General features: G+C 38.6%; 10 protein-coding genes. 4 read left to right on the forward strand and 6 right to left on the reverse strand.

The window, feature by feature from the left end; translation table 11 throughout:
* Positions 1-37 precede the first annotated feature (37 nt).
* From LB076_RS06290 to guaB, 3 genes are all read left to right on the forward strand, one after another.
* The gene (locus tag LB076_RS06290; RefSeq protein ID WP_070786704.1) at positions 38-1,060 is read left to right on the forward strand and encodes a quinone-dependent dihydroorotate dehydrogenase; all 1,023 of its coding nucleotides are present in this window, start codon (positions 38-40) and stop codon (positions 1,058-1,060) included.
* Between the two features lie 214 nt (positions 1,061-1,274).
* Positions 1,275-2,138: a hydroxymethylglutaryl-CoA lyase gene (locus LB076_RS06295; RefSeq protein ID WP_070786705.1), complete on the forward strand. Its 864-nt coding sequence runs from the start codon at positions 1,275-1,277 to the stop codon at positions 2,136-2,138.
* A 237-nt stretch (positions 2,139-2,375) separates the two neighbouring features.
* The gene (gene guaB, locus LB076_RS06300) at positions 2,376-3,848 is read left to right on the forward strand and encodes an IMP dehydrogenase (protein ID WP_070786810.1); all 1,473 of its coding nucleotides are present in this window, start codon (positions 2,376-2,378) and stop codon (positions 3,846-3,848) included.
* Positions 3,849-3,941: 93 nt separating this feature from the next.
* Here guaB and LB076_RS06305 read toward each other — a convergent pair whose 3' ends face one another.
* Both LB076_RS06305 and purB read right to left on the reverse strand, forming a co-directional pair.
* Positions 3,942-6,182: a cation:proton antiporter domain-containing protein gene (locus LB076_RS06305; RefSeq protein WP_070786811.1), complete on the reverse strand. Its 2,241-nt coding sequence runs from the start codon at positions 6,180-6,182 to the stop codon at positions 3,942-3,944.
* A 312-nt stretch (positions 6,183-6,494) separates the two neighbouring features.
* Positions 6,495-7,841, reverse strand: a complete 1,347-nt coding sequence (purB, locus tag LB076_RS06310; protein ID WP_070786706.1) for an adenylosuccinate lyase — start codon at positions 7,839-7,841, stop codon at positions 6,495-6,497.
* A 286-nt stretch (positions 7,842-8,127) separates the two neighbouring features.
* Here purB and LB076_RS06315 point away from each other — a divergent pair, with 286 nt between their 5' ends.
* Positions 8,128-8,790 carry a TrmH family RNA methyltransferase gene (locus tag LB076_RS06315; RefSeq protein ID WP_070786707.1) on the forward strand — a complete coding sequence of 221 codons (663 nt, stop codon included), beginning with the start codon at positions 8,128-8,130 and terminating at the stop codon, positions 8,788-8,790.
* A 77-nt stretch (positions 8,791-8,867) separates the two neighbouring features.
* Here the strand turns inward: LB076_RS06315 and LB076_RS14035 are convergent, their stop codons facing one another.
* The 4 genes from LB076_RS14035 to katG form a co-directional block, all read right to left on the reverse strand.
* Entirely contained in the window at positions 8,868-10,217 is a 1,350-nt protein-coding gene (locus tag LB076_RS14035) for an endonuclease (RefSeq protein ID WP_070786708.1), read from the reverse strand.
* A gap of 77 nt (positions 10,218-10,294) precedes the next feature.
* Positions 10,295-11,413, reverse strand: a complete 1,119-nt coding sequence (locus LB076_RS06325; protein ID WP_070786709.1) for a hypothetical protein — start codon at positions 11,411-11,413, stop codon at positions 10,295-10,297.
* Positions 11,414-11,424: 11 nt separating this feature from the next.
* Positions 11,425-13,968 carry a TonB-dependent receptor gene (locus tag LB076_RS06330; protein ID WP_070786710.1) on the reverse strand — a complete coding sequence of 848 codons (2,544 nt, stop codon included), beginning with the start codon at positions 13,966-13,968 and terminating at the stop codon, positions 11,425-11,427.
* Positions 13,969-14,523: 555 nt separating this feature from the next.
* A complete protein-coding gene (gene katG / locus LB076_RS06335; protein WP_083319338.1) occupies positions 14,524-16,773 on the reverse strand; it encodes a catalase/peroxidase HPI in 2,250 nt (749 codons plus the stop codon).
* Positions 16,774-16,931 lie beyond the last annotated feature (158 nt).

Genomic DNA, 16,931 nt, shown 5'->3' on the forward strand with positions numbered 1-16,931 from the left:
AGATAATTCTACTTTTGTGGCATACAACTAGTTTATTATGTACAAATTACTTATTCGTCCTTTGTTTTTCTTTTTTGATCCAGAAAAAATACACCATTTTACTTTTTCGTTAATCCGTATAACTTCCAGAATTCCAGGTTTTTCTGCTTTATACCGTGGGTTGTATTTGGTGTCAGATAAAAGGCTAGAAACCCAAGTTTGTGGTTTGAAGTTTAAAAATCCCGTAGGACTTGCAGCAGGATTTGATAAAGATGCCAAGCTTTATAAAGAGCTTTCTAATTTTGGTTTTGGTTTTATAGAAATAGGAACTTTAACCCCAAAAGCCCAAGAAGGAAATCCCAAAAAGCGTTTGTTTAGATTACAACAAGATTCGGGAATTATTAACCGCATGGGATTTAATAATGGTGGAGTACAAGCTGCAGTAGAGAGATTAAAAACAAATCCGGGCGTGCTAATTGGTGGTAATATTGGTAAAAATAAAATAACCCCAAACGAAGCTGCTACGGCAGATTATGAACTGTGTTTTGATGCATTGTATCCTTATGTAGATTATTTTGTGGTTAATGTTAGTTCTCCCAATACCCCTAATTTAAGGGCTTTGCAAGACAAAGAACCCCTAACGCAACTATTGCAAACCCTGCAAGACAAAAACACGCTTAAGCCAAAGCAAAAGCCAATATTTTTAAAAATTGCACCCGATTTGACCAACGACCAATTGTTGGATATCATTGCCATTGTAGCCACCACCAAAATTGCGGGAGTTATTGCTACCAATACTACTATTGCAAGAGAAGGTTTGCAATCCGAAGCAAAACAAGAAACTGGAGGATTGTCTGGTAAACCGTTAACCAAAAGAGCGACAGAAGTTATTCGGTTTTTGTCTGAAAAAAGCAACAAATCCTTTCCAATAATTGGGGTAGGAGGAATTCATTCTGCCGAAGATGCCCTCGAAAAATTAGAAGCTGGAGCCAGTTTGGTGCAACTCTATACTGGTTTTATATACGAAGGCCCTGCACTAGTGAAAGCAATTAATAAAAAGATTTTAAAGCAAATGAAATAGATTTTTGTGATCTCTCTAAAAATCGTTTAGTATTTCAAGCAAGCATTCTTAGGAGGGATATTTAGAGGCTAAAATGGGCTTTTGGCGTTTAACCAAACATTTTGTGACGATCGGTTGGCAGCTTTATTATGGAGTATTATTTATAGGCTGCCAAGGGTCTAAAGTTTAAAGGATGTTTCCAAAACACGAATTGTTTATCTATCTTTGAAACACTATGAAGTCAGTAAAAATTATAGAATGTCCTCGGGATGCCATGCAAGGGATTAAACCCTTTATACCAACTCCTGAAAAAGTAGCCTACCTACAAGCATTGTTACGGGTAGGGTTTGATTCTATAGATTTTGGAAGTTTTGTATCTCCGAAGGCAATTCCGCAAATGGTAGATACTGCCGATGTGTTGTCTCAATTGGATTTATCTCAAACTACCAGCAAACTTTTGGCAATCATAGCCAATACCAGAGGTGCCGAAATAGCATCCAAACATCCAGAAATACGCTATCTAGGATTTCCGTTTTCTATTTCTGAGAATTTTCAAATGCGTAACACACACAAAACCATCTCCGAATCTTTAATTACCTTAACAGAAATTCTAGAAATAGCAGACCAGACCAATAAGGAAGTAGTTGCTTATTTATCCATGGGTTTTGGAAATCCATATGGCGATCCTTGGAATGTAGATATAGTTGGAGATTGGACAGAAAAAATGTCTATTATGGGAGTACGGATACTTTCGTTATCCGACACCGTAGGTAGCGCTACTCCAGAGGCTATTGCGTATTTATTTTCTAATTTGATTCCAAAATACCCTCACATAGAGTTTGGTGCACACTTGCATACTACCACAGATACATGGTTTGAAAAAGTAGATGCCGCTTACAAAGCTGGTTGTACTCGTTTTGACGGTGCCATTCAAGGATTTGGTGGTTGCCCAATGGCCAAAAACGATCTGACAGGCAATATGCCCACCGAAAAATTACTCTCTTATTTTACCGCCAACAAGGTTCCTACAAATTTAAATCCATTAAGCTTTGAGAGCGCCTACAATGCAGCATCAAAATTATTCAATGCGTATCCTTAATTTTCAGAGGTAAATAAAAGGCCTAAAACGAGAACTTTATTAAGGGTGCGTTGTCCTGATTTTGAAATTTTTAGGATAACCAAATACGGTTTTTTACGTCCAAAAAAGAATTATATTGGCATTATATTGGGTTTGAAAAAAAGAATTGGCAGGATAGTTGCAGTTAATGGTAGATTAGACAAGGTTTTAATCAAAAAATTTGCTATATTTGCTCGCAATTCAACTAGAAATTGCACCATGATAGCACACAACTCCAAAATTATCGGCGAAGGTTTAACCTACGATGATGTATTATTAGTTCCTAATTACTCTAATGTACTTCCTAGAGAAGTGAGTATCCAATCAAATTTTTCAAGAAACATAACCCTTAACGTACCAATAGTAGCCGCTGCTATGGATACCGTTACAGAGAGTGCTATGGCAATTGCTATGGCGCAAGAAGGCGGTATTGGTGTTTTGCACAAAAACATGACAATTGAGCAACAAGCTGCCAAAGTACGTAAAGTAAAACGAGCAGAATCAGGCATGATTTTGGATCCAGTTACCTTACCTCTAACAGCTACAGTAGCAGATGCAAAAAACGCTATGAAAGAATTTAGCATTGGCGGTATTCCAATTGTAGACCAAAATCAAGTATTAAAAGGAATCGTAACCAATAGAGACCTGCGTTTTGAAAAAAACAATGCAAGACCAATTGTAGAAGTCATGACTAAAGATAATTTAGTTACCGTTGCCGAAGGGACTTCATTAGAACAAGCAGAAGTAGTATTGCAAGGACACAAAATTGAAAAACTTCCGGTAGTAAATGCCAATAACAAATTAGTAGGCTTAATAACCTTTAGAGATATCACCAAATTAACCCAAAAACCCATAGCTAACAAAGATGTTTACGGACGTTTGCGTGTAGCAGCAGCAGTTGGAGTTACAGGAGATGCAGTACTAAGAGCAGAAGCTTTAGTAAATGCAGGAGTAGATGCCATAATCATTGATACCGCACACGGACACACCCAAGGTGTAGTTAATACCTTACGAGAGATAAAAACAAAATTTCCTCAAATTGACGTAATAGTAGGTAACATTGCCACACCAGAAGCCGCTAAATTTTTAGTAGAAAACGGAGCAGATGGCGTAAAAGTTGGAATTGGACCTGGATCAATTTGTACCACACGAGTAGTGGCAGGAGTAGGTTTTCCGCAATTTTCGGCAGTGCTAGAAGTAGCTGCTGCTCTAAAAGGAACCGGAGTTCCGGTAATTGCAGACGGAGGGATTCGTTACACTGGAGACATCCCTAAAGCTATTGCAGCAGGAGCGGATTCTGTAATGTTGGGATCGTTATTAGCAGGTACCAAAGAATCTCCAGGAGAAACAATCATTTTTGAAGGTAGAAAATTTAAGTCCTACCGAGGAATGGGATCCGTAGAAGCCATGGAAACAGGATCTAAAGACCGTTATTTTCAAGATGTCGAAGACGATGTCAAAAAACTAGTTCCCGAAGGAATTGTAGGTCGTGTACCCTACAAAGGAGAACTTAACGAGAGTATGCTACAATTTATAGGTGGTTTACGTGCCGGAATGGGATACTGCGGAGCCAAAGATATTCCGACGCTTCAAGCAACAGGACGCTTTGTACGTTTGACCTCTAGCGGTATTGCCGAAAGCCATCCACATAATGTTACCATAACCAAAGAAGCACCAAATTATTCAAGATAATACAGGCCACATCCCTCTTTAACAAAAAATAAGAAGGTGTAGTTTTAAATCCTCCAAAAAAGGCAAGAGTTGTTTTCTCTTGCCTTTTTTTTGTTACTCCGGAAACAACGCATTCATTAACCTATTATTTCCTACAATCCATAAAATATCGTCTTTTTGTAAAACCATATTGGATTCTGGATTTAAAATCCTCTCGCCATTGCGTTCAATACCTACCAACAAACCATTCGTTCGTTCCCTTAGCTTGGATTGTCCTACACTTTGACCAATAAATTCTTTGTTGCGGAGTTCAATTTGTTTAAGAACCAAGTTGTTATCCGTTTTTACAGGATCCATAATTTCACTCTGCTTCAAATAAACCGAAAATTGTTCCACTTGCGCATCGGTACCAATCACACAAATTTCATCCCCCGGAAACAAGCGTTCCAACTTATTGGGTATTTGCAAGGTTAATTCTCCCCGCTTAATAAAAGCAATATTGATACCCATGGCTTCTCTAATTTGCAATTCTTGCAAGGTTTTGCCCGCTAGTTGAGACTCTGGAGCAATTTCAAAAGTAGACATATGCCCATCCCAAGGCGTTAAATTAGCATGACGGCGATCCACTTTTTTGACCTCCTCTCGGGTGTTTAAATTTTTAAGAAAATGGTTTTCAATCTTATGGTATTGGTTGTGCAATTGTTTTGGAAAAAAGAAATACAAGGTGATGGCAGCAATTAAAGCAAAGAAAGCAATAATTGGAGAGAAAAAAATATTCAACAAAAAACCAATATAAAACAACGCCAATCCCATTCTAAAAAAAATCATCATCACTATAGGGCCTCTATATTTACGCTCTTTATACAAAGCATCCACTTGATCCACAGCCACGCGTCGCAGAGATAAAGCCCACAAAAAAGGCGAAATAGCCACCAAAGTAATACAAGCAGCTATGGCATTCCCAAATTTAGAATCTGCAACTAATGGCAACACAAAATTAGCAGAAAGTAAAATAATTGCCGTAATCACAATGGTATTAAGTACAATTTGTACCAAATACGCCCTTATGGCTATTTGCCACGTACTAATAGCGCGGATAGCCTGTGCATTGGTACTGTATCTAGCAATATTTTTGAGCCATTTTTTAGGGAGTTTACGTTCTAATAACTCCGAAAACGGTACCGCCATCTTTACCATAAACGGCGTAGTAAAGGTAGTAACAGCAGATACTGCCACCACAATAGGATACAAAAAAGCGCTAGTGACATGCATAGACATACCCAAAGTAGCAATAATAAACGAAAACTCCCCAATTTGAGACAAACTCATCCCCGTTTGTACTGCCTGTTTTAGTGGTTGTCCCGAGATCAAGGCACCCGCAGTAGAACTAATAGACTGTCCAAAAATAGTAACAAAGGTCAAGATCAAAACCGGAACAGCATGCTCATAAAGCATCACCGGATCAATCAACATCCCTACAGACACAAAAAAAATAGCCCCAAACAAATCTTTAACCGGTTGTACTAAATGTTCAATATGTTCGGCTTGGGTAGTCTCTGCAATAATAGATCCCATGATAAAAGCCCCCAAAGCAGGCGAAAACCCCACGTTAGACGCCAAAATAACCATCATCAAGCACAAAGCCAATGCCACAATAAGCAACATCTCGTCTGTGAGTAAATGCTTGGTTTTTTTTAATAAAGACGGCACAAAAAAGATTCCTCCCAAAAACCAAGCCGTCAAAAAGAAAACCAACTTTAAAACAGACAGCAACAACTCCGTCCCAGAAAACTGTTGGCTAACCGCTACCGTAGAGAGCAAAACCATCATTAAAATAGCAACAATATCCTGAACAATTAGAGACCCAATAACAATACCTGCAAACTTTTTGGTCTTGACCCCCAACTCATCAAAAGTTTTTAAAATAATCGTAGTAGACGAAATAGACAAAATAACCCCCAAAAAGATAGAATCCATTTGACCCCAGCCCAGCCATTTACCCACCAAAAAGCCTATCAAAACCATAGAAATGATCTGCGTAACAGCAGTAATAGAGGCCGTACCGCCCACCTTCATTAGTTTTTTAAAACTAAATTCTAGCCCCAGACTAAAGAGCAAAATAATCACCCCAATTTCGGCCCACACCTCCACGCTCTTTACATCCCGAACAGACGGAAAAAAATCAAAATGCGTCCCAGACAAAAAACCAGCAATCAAGTATCCCAAAACCAAGGGTTGCTTGAGTTTTTTAAATACCAAAACAGCAATTCCGGCAGTCATCAGGATCAATCCTAAATCACTAATTAAGGGTTCTAAATGGGTAGTTGTTTGGGCTACAGTAGTGGCAACACTCATAAATTTATAGTTATAGCTATTCCAGCTTTTCATTTCCAGCTTTTGGTCTCAAAACTTTTTTATTAAGCAAGCTGGCAGGAGTTTCCTTTGGTCACTCTGCCAGCTGCAATAAAAATAGTTTTCCTCCCGCAAGGCTTTCCATTACAATCTGGGCTAGGTAATTGGAAACATAATTTCAGTACATCTTAAAAAAACAAAACAGATACCAATCCGTTTTTATCCAAAAAAAAGCCACCAATAAAGATAGCTTTTTTTATTTTTTTAGAACCCAAAACCCTAAAATAGAGATACCTTAGGGTCTAATGAGTTTTTTTAAATTCCCAAAAAATTACTTGGGGTAATTTGCATCAATTCTTCTTTTATAACCTCCGAAACATCCAGCGTTGCAATAAAACCATGGATCGCCTTTTTGTCAATAGCCTCGTTGGTTCTAGTCAATCCTTTTAATGCTTCGTACGGATTTGGATAGCCTTCGCGACGCAAAATAGTCTGGATAGCCTCTGCCACTACAGCCCAGTTTTTTTCTAAATCTTCATGAAATTTAGGTTCGTTCAACAGCAATTTGTTCAATCCTTTCAGAGTCGCTTCAAATCCAATGATGGTATGGCCAATAGGCACGCCTACGTTTCTTAAAACCGTACTATCGGTTAGATCCCGTTGCAATCGTGACAGCGGTAATTTTGCCGAAAGGTGCTCAAAAATGGCATTTGCAATTCCTAAATTTCCTTCCGAGTTTTCAAAATCAATCGGGTTTACTTTATGTGGCATCGCCGAAGAGCCAATCTCTCCTGCTTTAATTTTTTGTTTAAAATATTCCATCGAAACATACGTCCAAATGTCTCTATCCAAGTCAATTATAATAGTGTTGATTCTTTTTAAAGCATCAAAAAACGCAGCAAAATGATCGTAATGTTCAATTTGAGTCGTTGGAAAAGAGTGGTGCAAACCTAAAATATCTTCTACAAACTTGCTACCAAAACGCTTCCAGTCAATTTGAGGATAAGCCACATGGTGTGCATTGTAATTTCCGGTAGCACCACCAAATTTAGCAGCAAACGGAATAGTAAACAACAAACGCATTTGCTCCTCTAGTCGTTCTACAAAAACCCCAATTTCTTTACCTAAACGAGTAGGAGAGGCAGGCTGCCCATGCGTGCGTGCCAGCATAGGTACGTCTTTCCACTCTAGGCTTAACTCTTTCAATTTAGAAATCAAAGCAATCAAAGAAGGCAGGTACACTTTCTCGAACGCCTCTTTGGTAGAAAGCGGAATGGCCGTATTGTTAATATCCTGCGAGGTCAAACCAAAATGGATAAACTCTCTGTGTGCAGACAAACCTAGTTTTTCAAAAGCCTCTTTAATAAAATATTCTACCGCCTTAACATCGTGGTTGGTTACTTTTTCGGTTTCTTTAATCCAAAGCGCATCTTCCGTAGAAAAGTTTTTATAAATATTGCGCAAACTCTCAAATACATCCGGACTTACGCCAGCAAGCTGTGGCAAAGGCACCTCGCACAAAGCAATAAAATATTCAATCTCAACTAATACACGGTATTTGATTAAAGCCTCCTCAGAAAAAAATGGAGCTAAAGAAACGGTTTTACTTCTATATCTTCCATCAATAGGAGAAATAGCATTTAATTGGTTTAAAGTATTCATTGTTGGGTTATTTATTGGAAAAGCACAAATATAAACCTTTAAGGGCAATTTATAAAAAGAATATATTTTTAAATAAACCCAAGGAGTATATTTTTTGATTACAGCACAGCCTCCGAGGCAATTTCCGGAATTACTAGCAAATGCACAATCCCTCTCTATCCCTCACGCAAACGCCACACCAATTGGCAATTTAGTATCCAGCAAAGCAAGATTCCTCCTAGACGGGATTATTTAGAATGCCTAAAGCGAGTCTTTTTTATTATTTTTGCAGAAAACAAAACAACTTATGATGGATCTAAAATATTTAGAATTTTTAGAAACTATTTTGACCGATAACCGCAAAGAGAAATTTCTAAAAGTATTACAAAACCGAACCAATCATTTCACCATAGCCGTCGAAGATATTTTTCAGATGCACAACACCAGTGCAGTGATGCGAAGTTGCGAAGTTTTTGGACTACAAGAGCTCCACGTCATTGAACAACGCTACGGCAAAAGTATCGATAAAGAAATAGCCATGGGCGCCCAAAAATGGGTCGATATTCACACCTATACCAAAATTACAGATTGCATAGACACACTAAAAAACAAAGGCTACCAAATCATTGCAACAACCCCACATGAGCACGATTGCCTGCTAGAAGATTTTGATATAACCAAGCCCAGCGCTTTGTTTTTTGGTACCGAACGAGATGGATTATCCGAAGAAATATTACAACGTGCAGATGGGTATCTAAAAATCCCGATGGTAGGATTCACCGAGAGTTTAAACATATCCGTTTCGGCGGCAATTATCATCCAAAACCTAACCAACAGACTACGCAACTCCACCCTCGAGTGGCAACTTTCAGAACAAGAGATTTTAGCAAAACGATTGGCATGGGCCAAAAACTCCATCAAAGACATCCAACGGATTGAAGCACGTTATTTTGAAGAAAACCCAAGATAGCCCTAAGTGCGCCGTCGGAAACATTTTTCACAAAAAAAATCGCCTCCATAACAAAGAGACGATTTGGTGCAATGTATTTATTCCCATCGGTTTTGAGCTGCTTGCCCATCCCAGAGCAAGGTAGCTAAATACGGATTATCAATAAACGGATTTCGGACTCCTTGTGCATTGGCAATAACGTTGTTACGCTGTATTTCAAAAGCCGAAACGGGATCTTCTTTATTCCATTTTAAAAACAAATCAATTGTCCCTACTTTTTCAACGCTTTCTCCATACCGAATAGCAAGATATAGCACCATTCGGGCAACATCACCTCGCCAATCATCCCCCGGATACCATTGGTTGTTTTTCAGTGCGTAGCTGCCAGTACCATCCGTGTAAGAATAATTACTCCTAAGTGAATTGACAGCATCATCACACGATCTTAAATGGTGCAAATCACTTACGGCTTCGGCCGCTGTTAATTTGGATTGCGGATAAATATGCTCCGTATTAAAGGTTTGTGGCATATACGAGTTGGTTCCGGAGGTGTATTCTTCCCAATACCTACTTTGGCCGGAGTACATCAATAGTACATTTTTGGTGTTATTAGGGTCTTGGTCTGCTTTATAAAGATATTGGTGTCTTTGGCCATAAGACAAATGGGTAGTATGCTTGGCTGTGGTTACTTTTTTAAGCTCTTGGAGCAAAATGGTTTTGTCTTTGCAAAAAAACACACTACTATAATACTCTTTTATAGAATTAGGTATGCTGAAAGAAATGTTTTCTACCACAGTAACGATAACCGTAGCTTCAGAACAAGAGGCAGTAGGCACATCATTATCACAAAGCGAATATTTAAAAGTATCTGTGCCCACAAAACCATTGCTTGGGGTATAGGTTACGGTACCATCCGCATGTAGTTTTACCGAGCCTTTGGTACCAGTGTTGTCTATGTTGCTTATTGTGGCATCATCTACTACCAGATCATTTGCTACTAGTGTGCTGATTGTTGTGGTGGTATTCATCCCCACTGTTACTAGATCTTTTTGGGCGGTTGGGTTGCCTTTGTCGGTTACTGTTATTGTTACTTTGGCAGTGGAGCAGGATGCAGCTTGGTCCAGATCACATAGAGTATACTCAAAACTATCTGTACCAGTAAAATTTTTGGCAGGGGTGTAGGTATAGGTTTTGTCGTTATTGTTTTGAATGGTTCCTCCCATACTGCTGGTAGCATCTATACTAGTAATGCTAGTGTTGTCTTTGAGGGTGTCATTTGCTAATAAATTTTGGAGAATAATAGCGGTATTTTCGGAAATGTTTATTTGATCGTTTACAGCAACAACAGACACTGTTTTTTTTGGAACCACTGGGGTTATTTCTTCGTTAGAAGTACTGCAATTAAGGCATAGAATTGCAGCCGAGAGTAGTAAGATTATTTTTTTCACGAGTAACTTTGTTAAAAAAACCTCTTGCCATTAAGGCAAGAGGTTGTATTTGATTATAGTATGTTCAGAATAGGTTTTTAAAGCACAATCCAGTTGTTTCCTTTTTTGACTACCGTCAAAGACTCTGTACCGGCAGCACCATTATAGATTGCAAAGGTAACATTGTATTTTTCGCCTTCTTGGGCCAATGGAGCCATTTTGTTGATTACAAATGTTAATCCTTCGGCAATCATGTCATTGGTCCAAAAATTTTGACTTCCATTTCTTCTTTCAAAGTTTTTGTATTTGCCTGCATTTGCAGCTGGATTAGGGTATTTTGTAGCTAAAGAAGCTTCAATTGAGGCATAATCTTGGGTGGCTAATGTATAAGAAACAGCACTGTTAAGTGTCCATGTTGTGGCGTTTTTTTTGCGAGTAAACGAAAGCGTCTGAGTAACAAAATTTTGATATTTTACAAATGCAGTTCCGTTAAATTCAAAATTGGCTACATAACTCGTAGTGCTTTTAGTAGAAGAGTCATAAAGCTCATACATGCTTTGCACTACATCTCCTGTTTTTTTGGAGTCAAATTTATAAAGATCTAACAAACCTATGGGTAGTTTTTGTTCCGCTTCGGTTTTGCTAGAAAAATTAGCGTAGCCTTCTCCCATGGCTTTGTATTGGTCTAATGTAAACCCAGGGATTTTTGTCCAGCTAGTTCCATTGTATAAAAACCCATCGGTTACAACAGACACACTACCAGAATAGTATTTGTAGTTTAAAGATACAAAATCGCCATTTGCAGCAGCAGGATATTTAGTATTTAAATAGGATATGAGCTGTTCTGGTTTGTCAAAGTTTTTATAATTGTTTCCTGTAATAGGGTTGTACTCTGCGTCTGCTATTTTATAAACGGGAGCACTAGGGGTGGTTTTAGGAGCGTCAATTTTAAAGGTAACCAATGCTTCTGCTTCTCCTGCGCCAGGATAGGTTTTGTTTAGTAAGGTAGGGATTAAGGCTTTTGCTTGATCAAAATTACTAAAATAGGGGTTTTTTAATTGAAGGTCCTTTTTGTAATTATCTTCGGACATTGTCAATTCTGCTTTGCCCTCAAAGTTGGTTTCTGTTTTAACTTCATTAGTAATATCTTCTAATGGGTCACAACTCACTAGGGTAGTGGTGGCAACAATGGCAAGTGTATAGAGTATTTTTTTCATGATCTTTTTTTTTAGTAATTAAGAGTTAATCCTATGCTATAGGTTCTTCCTGCGCCATAATATACAAAGGCAGAACTTGCTGTTCCGTCAATATCATTAGCATCAGAGATGTAGGTCGTATTTAGGGCGTTGTTTACTTTTCCGTTTAGGTTAGCCTCAAAAGAGCCAAATTTAAAATGGTGATTCATTCCTAAATCGATCAAACCATAAGCGGGTACTTTCCATAATGAAGGCATGTTTTCTTTGCTTCTGTTGGTAACATCATAAGAGGAGTATAAGTTTCCGGCATAGTTGTAATCTACATAAAATTGCGATTTAGGAGCGTATTTGTATTTTGCACCTAAGGCAAATGTGGTTTGTGCTGCATCTCCTACTTTTAGATCTTTAGCAAAAACGTTAATTTCTTTTCCTACAATTTCGCCACTTTCATCTCTAATAAAACCAGACACATTGCTTTTCCATTTCCAGTTTCCAAGAGAGGCCATTGCGGTGAACGAAAGGTTTTCTGTAGCTTTTATTTTAGCATCAATTTCTACCCCTTGGTGTAAAGCGTCCATCCCTTGTAAATTGGCATAAAAACGCTCTTGTGTACTTGCTATAACAGTAGTAGAAGTAATGGTTTTGTCTAACCAATAGGTGTTGTATACGTTTAGGTTTATGGATGCTCTTTCGCTTCTAAAACCGTAACCAACTTCGGCACTAAATACTTTTTCGTTTTGGGCATTTTTATTTAAATCTAAAGTATTATCATCTAAAAATACCGAATTTAAAAAAGGTGCTTTTGAAAAATAACCAACATTAACAAACACATTATTTTTGTTATCTAGGTTGTAGTTACCTCCTCCTTTAATACCATAGCCTACAAAATTGATGGCATCCGAAGTTCTTGCGTTATCCGCAATGGTGTTGCTCATAAATTCTTCTTTTTGGTAATTGGTGTTAGAAATGTCTGTGGCAATAAAAAGGTTTGCTTTGTCATTTACTTGGTATTCTCCTTGTAAAAACAGACCGCCTCTGGTTACAATTCCGTCATAATCTTTGTTATAACGGTCTCCTACTTTTAATGCTTTTCCGTATGTTTTTTTGGTTGTTTTAGGGTCTGTAAAGAATAGACCTCCCAATAAATCATCTACTTGGTACCAGTGCGAACCCACATAATAACGGGCATCTAATCCACCAGAGACTCTTAATTTTTCATTAATATCATTTTTGTAGGTAGACAACAAACCATACCATTGGTGTGAATTTCTTGAAGATGCAATGATATCTGTAGCACCAGCAATCCCATTAGCTCTATTTTCGTCTACTATTTGGTCTATGTCTATTGGTTGATCAACGCCACCTATTCGGTATTGGTCGTTACTGAATTTAGAACCACTTGTTCTGCGGCCGCCACCAGAACCAAACGATGCGTATGCAGAGGTTGATAGCACCGATTTGTTGTTTATTTCCCATAGATGATTTAAAGACATTTGTGGTTTGTGGTAAAAGTTGAAAGCAGTGCTGTATGCTTTACCGCTTTTGATTCCCCAATCTTTGTTAAATTGCTTAGGTCCGGATTGTGTGTTTTCTAGATCGGCAATTTTGCCACGGTTGTATCTTTGTCCGTGTTCTTGTTGTGCACCAAAAGCACTGAAAGATAATCGGTTGGATTGGTTTAATTGTTGGGATAAATTAAGAAAATAATTGAATCCCGAAAATGCAGTTCCGTCTACGTAACCATCTCCAGAGATTTTTGCGGCGCTCACTGTGGCTGCAAATCCTTTTTTGGACAAACCAGTAGAGTAGGTCATGCCATATTTTTGATAATTATTGTTGGCAATACTTGCTGCAATGTTTCCACCCTCTTCTACATCAGTAGTTTTGGTGATAACATTAATGGTTCCTCCAATAGAAGGTACAGCTACCTTTGAGGCGCCAAGACCTCGTTGTACTTGCATAGTAGAGGTTACATCTCCAAGACCCGCCCAGTTGGACCAATATACGGCACCGTTTTCCATATCGTTTACTGGAACACCATTGATCATTACGGCTACATTCTCAGAACTGAATCCTCGGATGTTTACTCTTCCGTCTCCATAACCTCCACCAGCTCTAGTGGCATATATACCTGGGGTTGCTTTTAAGATTTCTGGAAATTCTTGGGTACTTAATTTTAGGGCAATATCTTCGGCTTTTATGGTAGATACGGCTACGGGAGTTTTTCGGTCTACGGCCACGGAGGATATAATGCGTACTTCTTTTAGACCTACTTGGCTGGAGGATAAGAATATTTCGCCTAGATCTTCGCTTTTGGAGAAGGGGATGGTTTGTTTGGTATATCCGATGTAAGAAATACTAATTTCACCGGTATTGTTTTCAGTTGTTAGGCTGAATTTTCCGTCATAATCAGAAAGAACGCTTTTGGTAGTTCCTTTTTCTGTAATGGTTACTCCTGTTAGGGCAAAATTCATTTCGGGATCTGTAATTTTACCTGTAATAGTGCTTTGTCCAATACAATTTGCGGCAAAAAATAATGCTACAGTTAGTATTAATGAACTAACGATTTTTTTCATAACTTTTTTTGTAAATTTTGTTAATTAATTTTAGGCAAAGTTAGAAATATGCTATTGTTTGCTGTTAATTAAGGATTAATTAAGAGCTGTTAATAAGGTAGTTAGCTTTTGTTGTAAAACGAGCTGTGGGCTTGTTTGGGTGTTGTTTTTTTAAAATTTTAAGGGATTTAAAATAAAATTCGTTTTTATTTTGAAGGGAATTAAGAATTTGCGATTAATTTACTGTTTTACAGAATTGTTAATCTTTGGTAATTTTGGTGAATTTTGTTAACAGGGAGTTACTACTTTTGGAATTTTGTGCACTATACTATGCTTGGCTTCTAGCCTTGACAGTAACGGAAAGCCTATGCGGGTTGCTGGCTGCTTTTTAGGCTATTGGTAGAGCGACCGCAGGAAGCTCCTGCCAACAGCTTATAAAAAGGGCTTGCAACCAAATAGCTTGTAGTGTATGGCGAGAGTGGCTTTAAAAAATTGGAGCAAAAAAAATCCCCAACTACTGGATGTAATTGGGGATTTTGAAATATAGTTGCCTAAAAAGGGATAGACTTTAAGGAATTATTTTAGGTCAAATCGGTCTGCATTCATGACTTTGGACCATGCGGCAACAAAATCAGTAACAAATTTACCTTTGTTGTCATCTTGAGCATATACCTCGGCATAGGAGCGCAGGATAGAGTTGGAGCCAAACACTAAGTCCACGCGTGTTGCAGTCCATTTTAGAATTCCAGTTTTACGATCGCAAATGGCATACAAGCCAGGTGATGTAGGTTTCCAACTAGTGCTCATATCGGTTAGGTTTATAAAGAAATCCGTAGTCAAAGCGCCAATGGTATTTGTAAAAACACCATGTTTGGTGTTGCCATAGTTGGTCCCAAGAACTCTCATTCCGCCTACAAGTACGGTCATTTCGGGTGCTGTTAATCCCATGAGTTGGCTGCGGTCTAGCATTAATTCTTCTGGATTTATGGTGTTGTCTTTTTTGCAGTAGTTACGGTATCCATCTGCTAAAGGTTCTAGTGGTTCAAAAGATTCTACATCTGTCATTTGTGCAGAAGCGTCTCCACGACCAGCTATAAATGGAACCGTGGTCGGAAATCCAGCCGCTTTTGCAGCTTGTTCTATGGCTAGATTGCCAGCTAAAACAATTGTATCTGCAATACTAGCTCCAAATTCGATAGCAATTGGCTCAAGAACCGATACTACATATGCTAAACGCTGGGGTTCATTTGCTTGCCAGCTTTTTTGAGGTGCTAACCGAATTCGTGCTCCGTTTGCTCCGCCACGCATATCGGATCCACGGTAGGTACGGGCACTATCCCAAGCGGTGTTGATTCTGTCCTGCATGGATAGGCCAGAAGCCGTAATTTTGCTTTTTAGAGCTTCTACGTTATAGTTTTTATTTCCTGCGGGTATTGGGTCTTGCCAAATTAAATCTTCTTGTGGTGCATCAGTGCCAAAGTATCTGGTTTTTGGTCCCATGTCTCTATGGGTCAATTTAAACCAAGCACGTGCAAATACCTCTGAGAAATAGGCTTGATCGTTCATGAATTTCAAGGAGATTTCTTTGTAGATTGGATCTACTTTCAGGGCCATATCTGCATCGGTCATTATTGGGTTTAAACGGATACTTGGATCTTCTACGTCTACTGGTTTGTCTTCGGGATTAATGTTTACGGGTTCGTATTGCCAAGCTCCTGCTGGGCTTTTGACGAGTTGCCACTCGTGGTTGAATAACATCTCGAAATAACCACTATCCCATTTTGTTGGGTTGGTTGTCCAGGCTCCTTCTATTCCGCTGGTTACAGTATCAGCACCTTTTCCAGATTTGGTAGGGTTGTTCCATCCAAAACCTTGTTCTTCTATGGGAGCGCCTTCGGGTGATTCTCCTAAAATACTTGCATCTCCGTTACCGTGTGCTTTACCTACTGTATGGCCTCCGGCTGTTAAGGCAACTGTTTCTTCGTCGTTCATAGCCATTCGTTGAAAGGTTTCACGGATGTGAGATGCTGTTTTTAAAGGATTTGGTTGTCCGTTTACTCCTTCTGGGTTTACATAGATTAACCCCATGTGTACAGAGGCTAATGGTTTTTCCATTGTTGAGGGATCTTCTAAATCGCTATAACGTTGTTCGCTTGGAGCTAGCCATTGGTTTTCGGATCCCCAGTAAATATCTATTTCTGGACTCCAAATATCTGTACGTCCAAAAGAAAATCCAAAGGTTTTTAAACCCATATTTTCATAGGCGATTGTACCTGCAAGTACTATTAAATCTGCCCAACTTAATTTGTTTCCGTATTTTTTTTTGATAGGCCATAACAACCTTCTTGCTTTGTCTAGATTAGCATTATCTGGCCACGAATTTAATGGTGAAAATCGTTGGTTTCCGGTTCCAGCTCCACCACGACCATCGTAGGTACGATACGATCCAGCAGCGTGCCAAGTAAGCCGAATCATTAGCCCTCCGTAGTGACCCCAGTCTGCTGGCCACCAGTCTTGGCTATCTGTCATTAGGATGTGTAGGTCTTTTTTTAATGCTTCAATATCTAGTTTTTTTAGCTCTTCTAGATAATTAAAGTCTTTGCCTAGAGGGTTTAATTGGGTGTTTTTTTGGTGCAAAATATCTAGGTTGAGTGCATTAGGCCACCAACTTGTTACTGCGGCTTGGTTGGATGTGTTTGAACCATGCATTACGGGACATTTAGCTGCTGTGGTGGCATGATTGCCTTCAACAATTGTTGGGCTATCTGGTTTTTGTACATGGTTTACGGGACACTGACCTTGGTTTTTGGGTGTATTATTTTCCATATTTTTAAACGGTATTGATTGGTTGTCGATTTCTGGATACAAATTTAGAATAATAGCGCTTTGGGTTTTAAAGAACTGATTTTAATAGTTTATTAAATAATAATAAAATTCTATCGAAATGTTTTTTTTGGATAGATTATTCGGATAGGTTAAACTTG

It is taken from the genome of Flavobacterium crassostreae, assembly GCF_001831475.1.
GTDB classification, from domain to species: Bacteria; Bacteroidota; Bacteroidia; order Flavobacteriales; family Flavobacteriaceae; genus Flavobacterium; species Flavobacterium crassostreae.

Excerpts from the sequence above, each read along its gene's own strand:
- guaB (WP_070786810.1), top strand. The coding sequence starts at position 2,376 with ATGATAGCACACAACTCCAAAATTATCGGCGAAGGTTTAACCTACGAT.
- katG (WP_083319338.1), bottom strand. The coding sequence starts at position 16,773 with ATGGAAAATAATACACCCAAAAACCAAGGTCAGTGTCCCGTAAACCAT.
- LB076_RS06330 (WP_070786710.1), bottom strand. The coding sequence starts at position 13,968 with ATGAAAAAAATCGTTAGTTCATTAATACTAACTGTAGCATTATTTTTT.
- LB076_RS06295 (WP_070786705.1), top strand. The coding sequence starts at position 1,275 with ATGAAGTCAGTAAAAATTATAGAATGTCCTCGGGATGCCATGCAAGGG.
- purB (WP_070786706.1), bottom strand. The coding sequence starts at position 7,841 with ATGAATACTTTAAACCAATTAAATGCTATTTCTCCTATTGATGGAAGA.
- LB076_RS06305 (WP_070786811.1), bottom strand. The coding sequence starts at position 6,182 with ATGAGTGTTGCCACTACTGTAGCCCAAACAACTACCCATTTAGAACCC.
- LB076_RS06315 (WP_070786707.1), top strand. The coding sequence starts at position 8,128 with ATGATGGATCTAAAATATTTAGAATTTTTAGAAACTATTTTGACCGAT.
- LB076_RS06290 (WP_070786704.1), top strand. The coding sequence starts at position 38 with ATGTACAAATTACTTATTCGTCCTTTGTTTTTCTTTTTTGATCCAGAA.
- LB076_RS06325 (WP_070786709.1), bottom strand. The coding sequence starts at position 11,413 with ATGAAAAAAATACTCTATACACTTGCCATTGTTGCCACCACTACCCTA.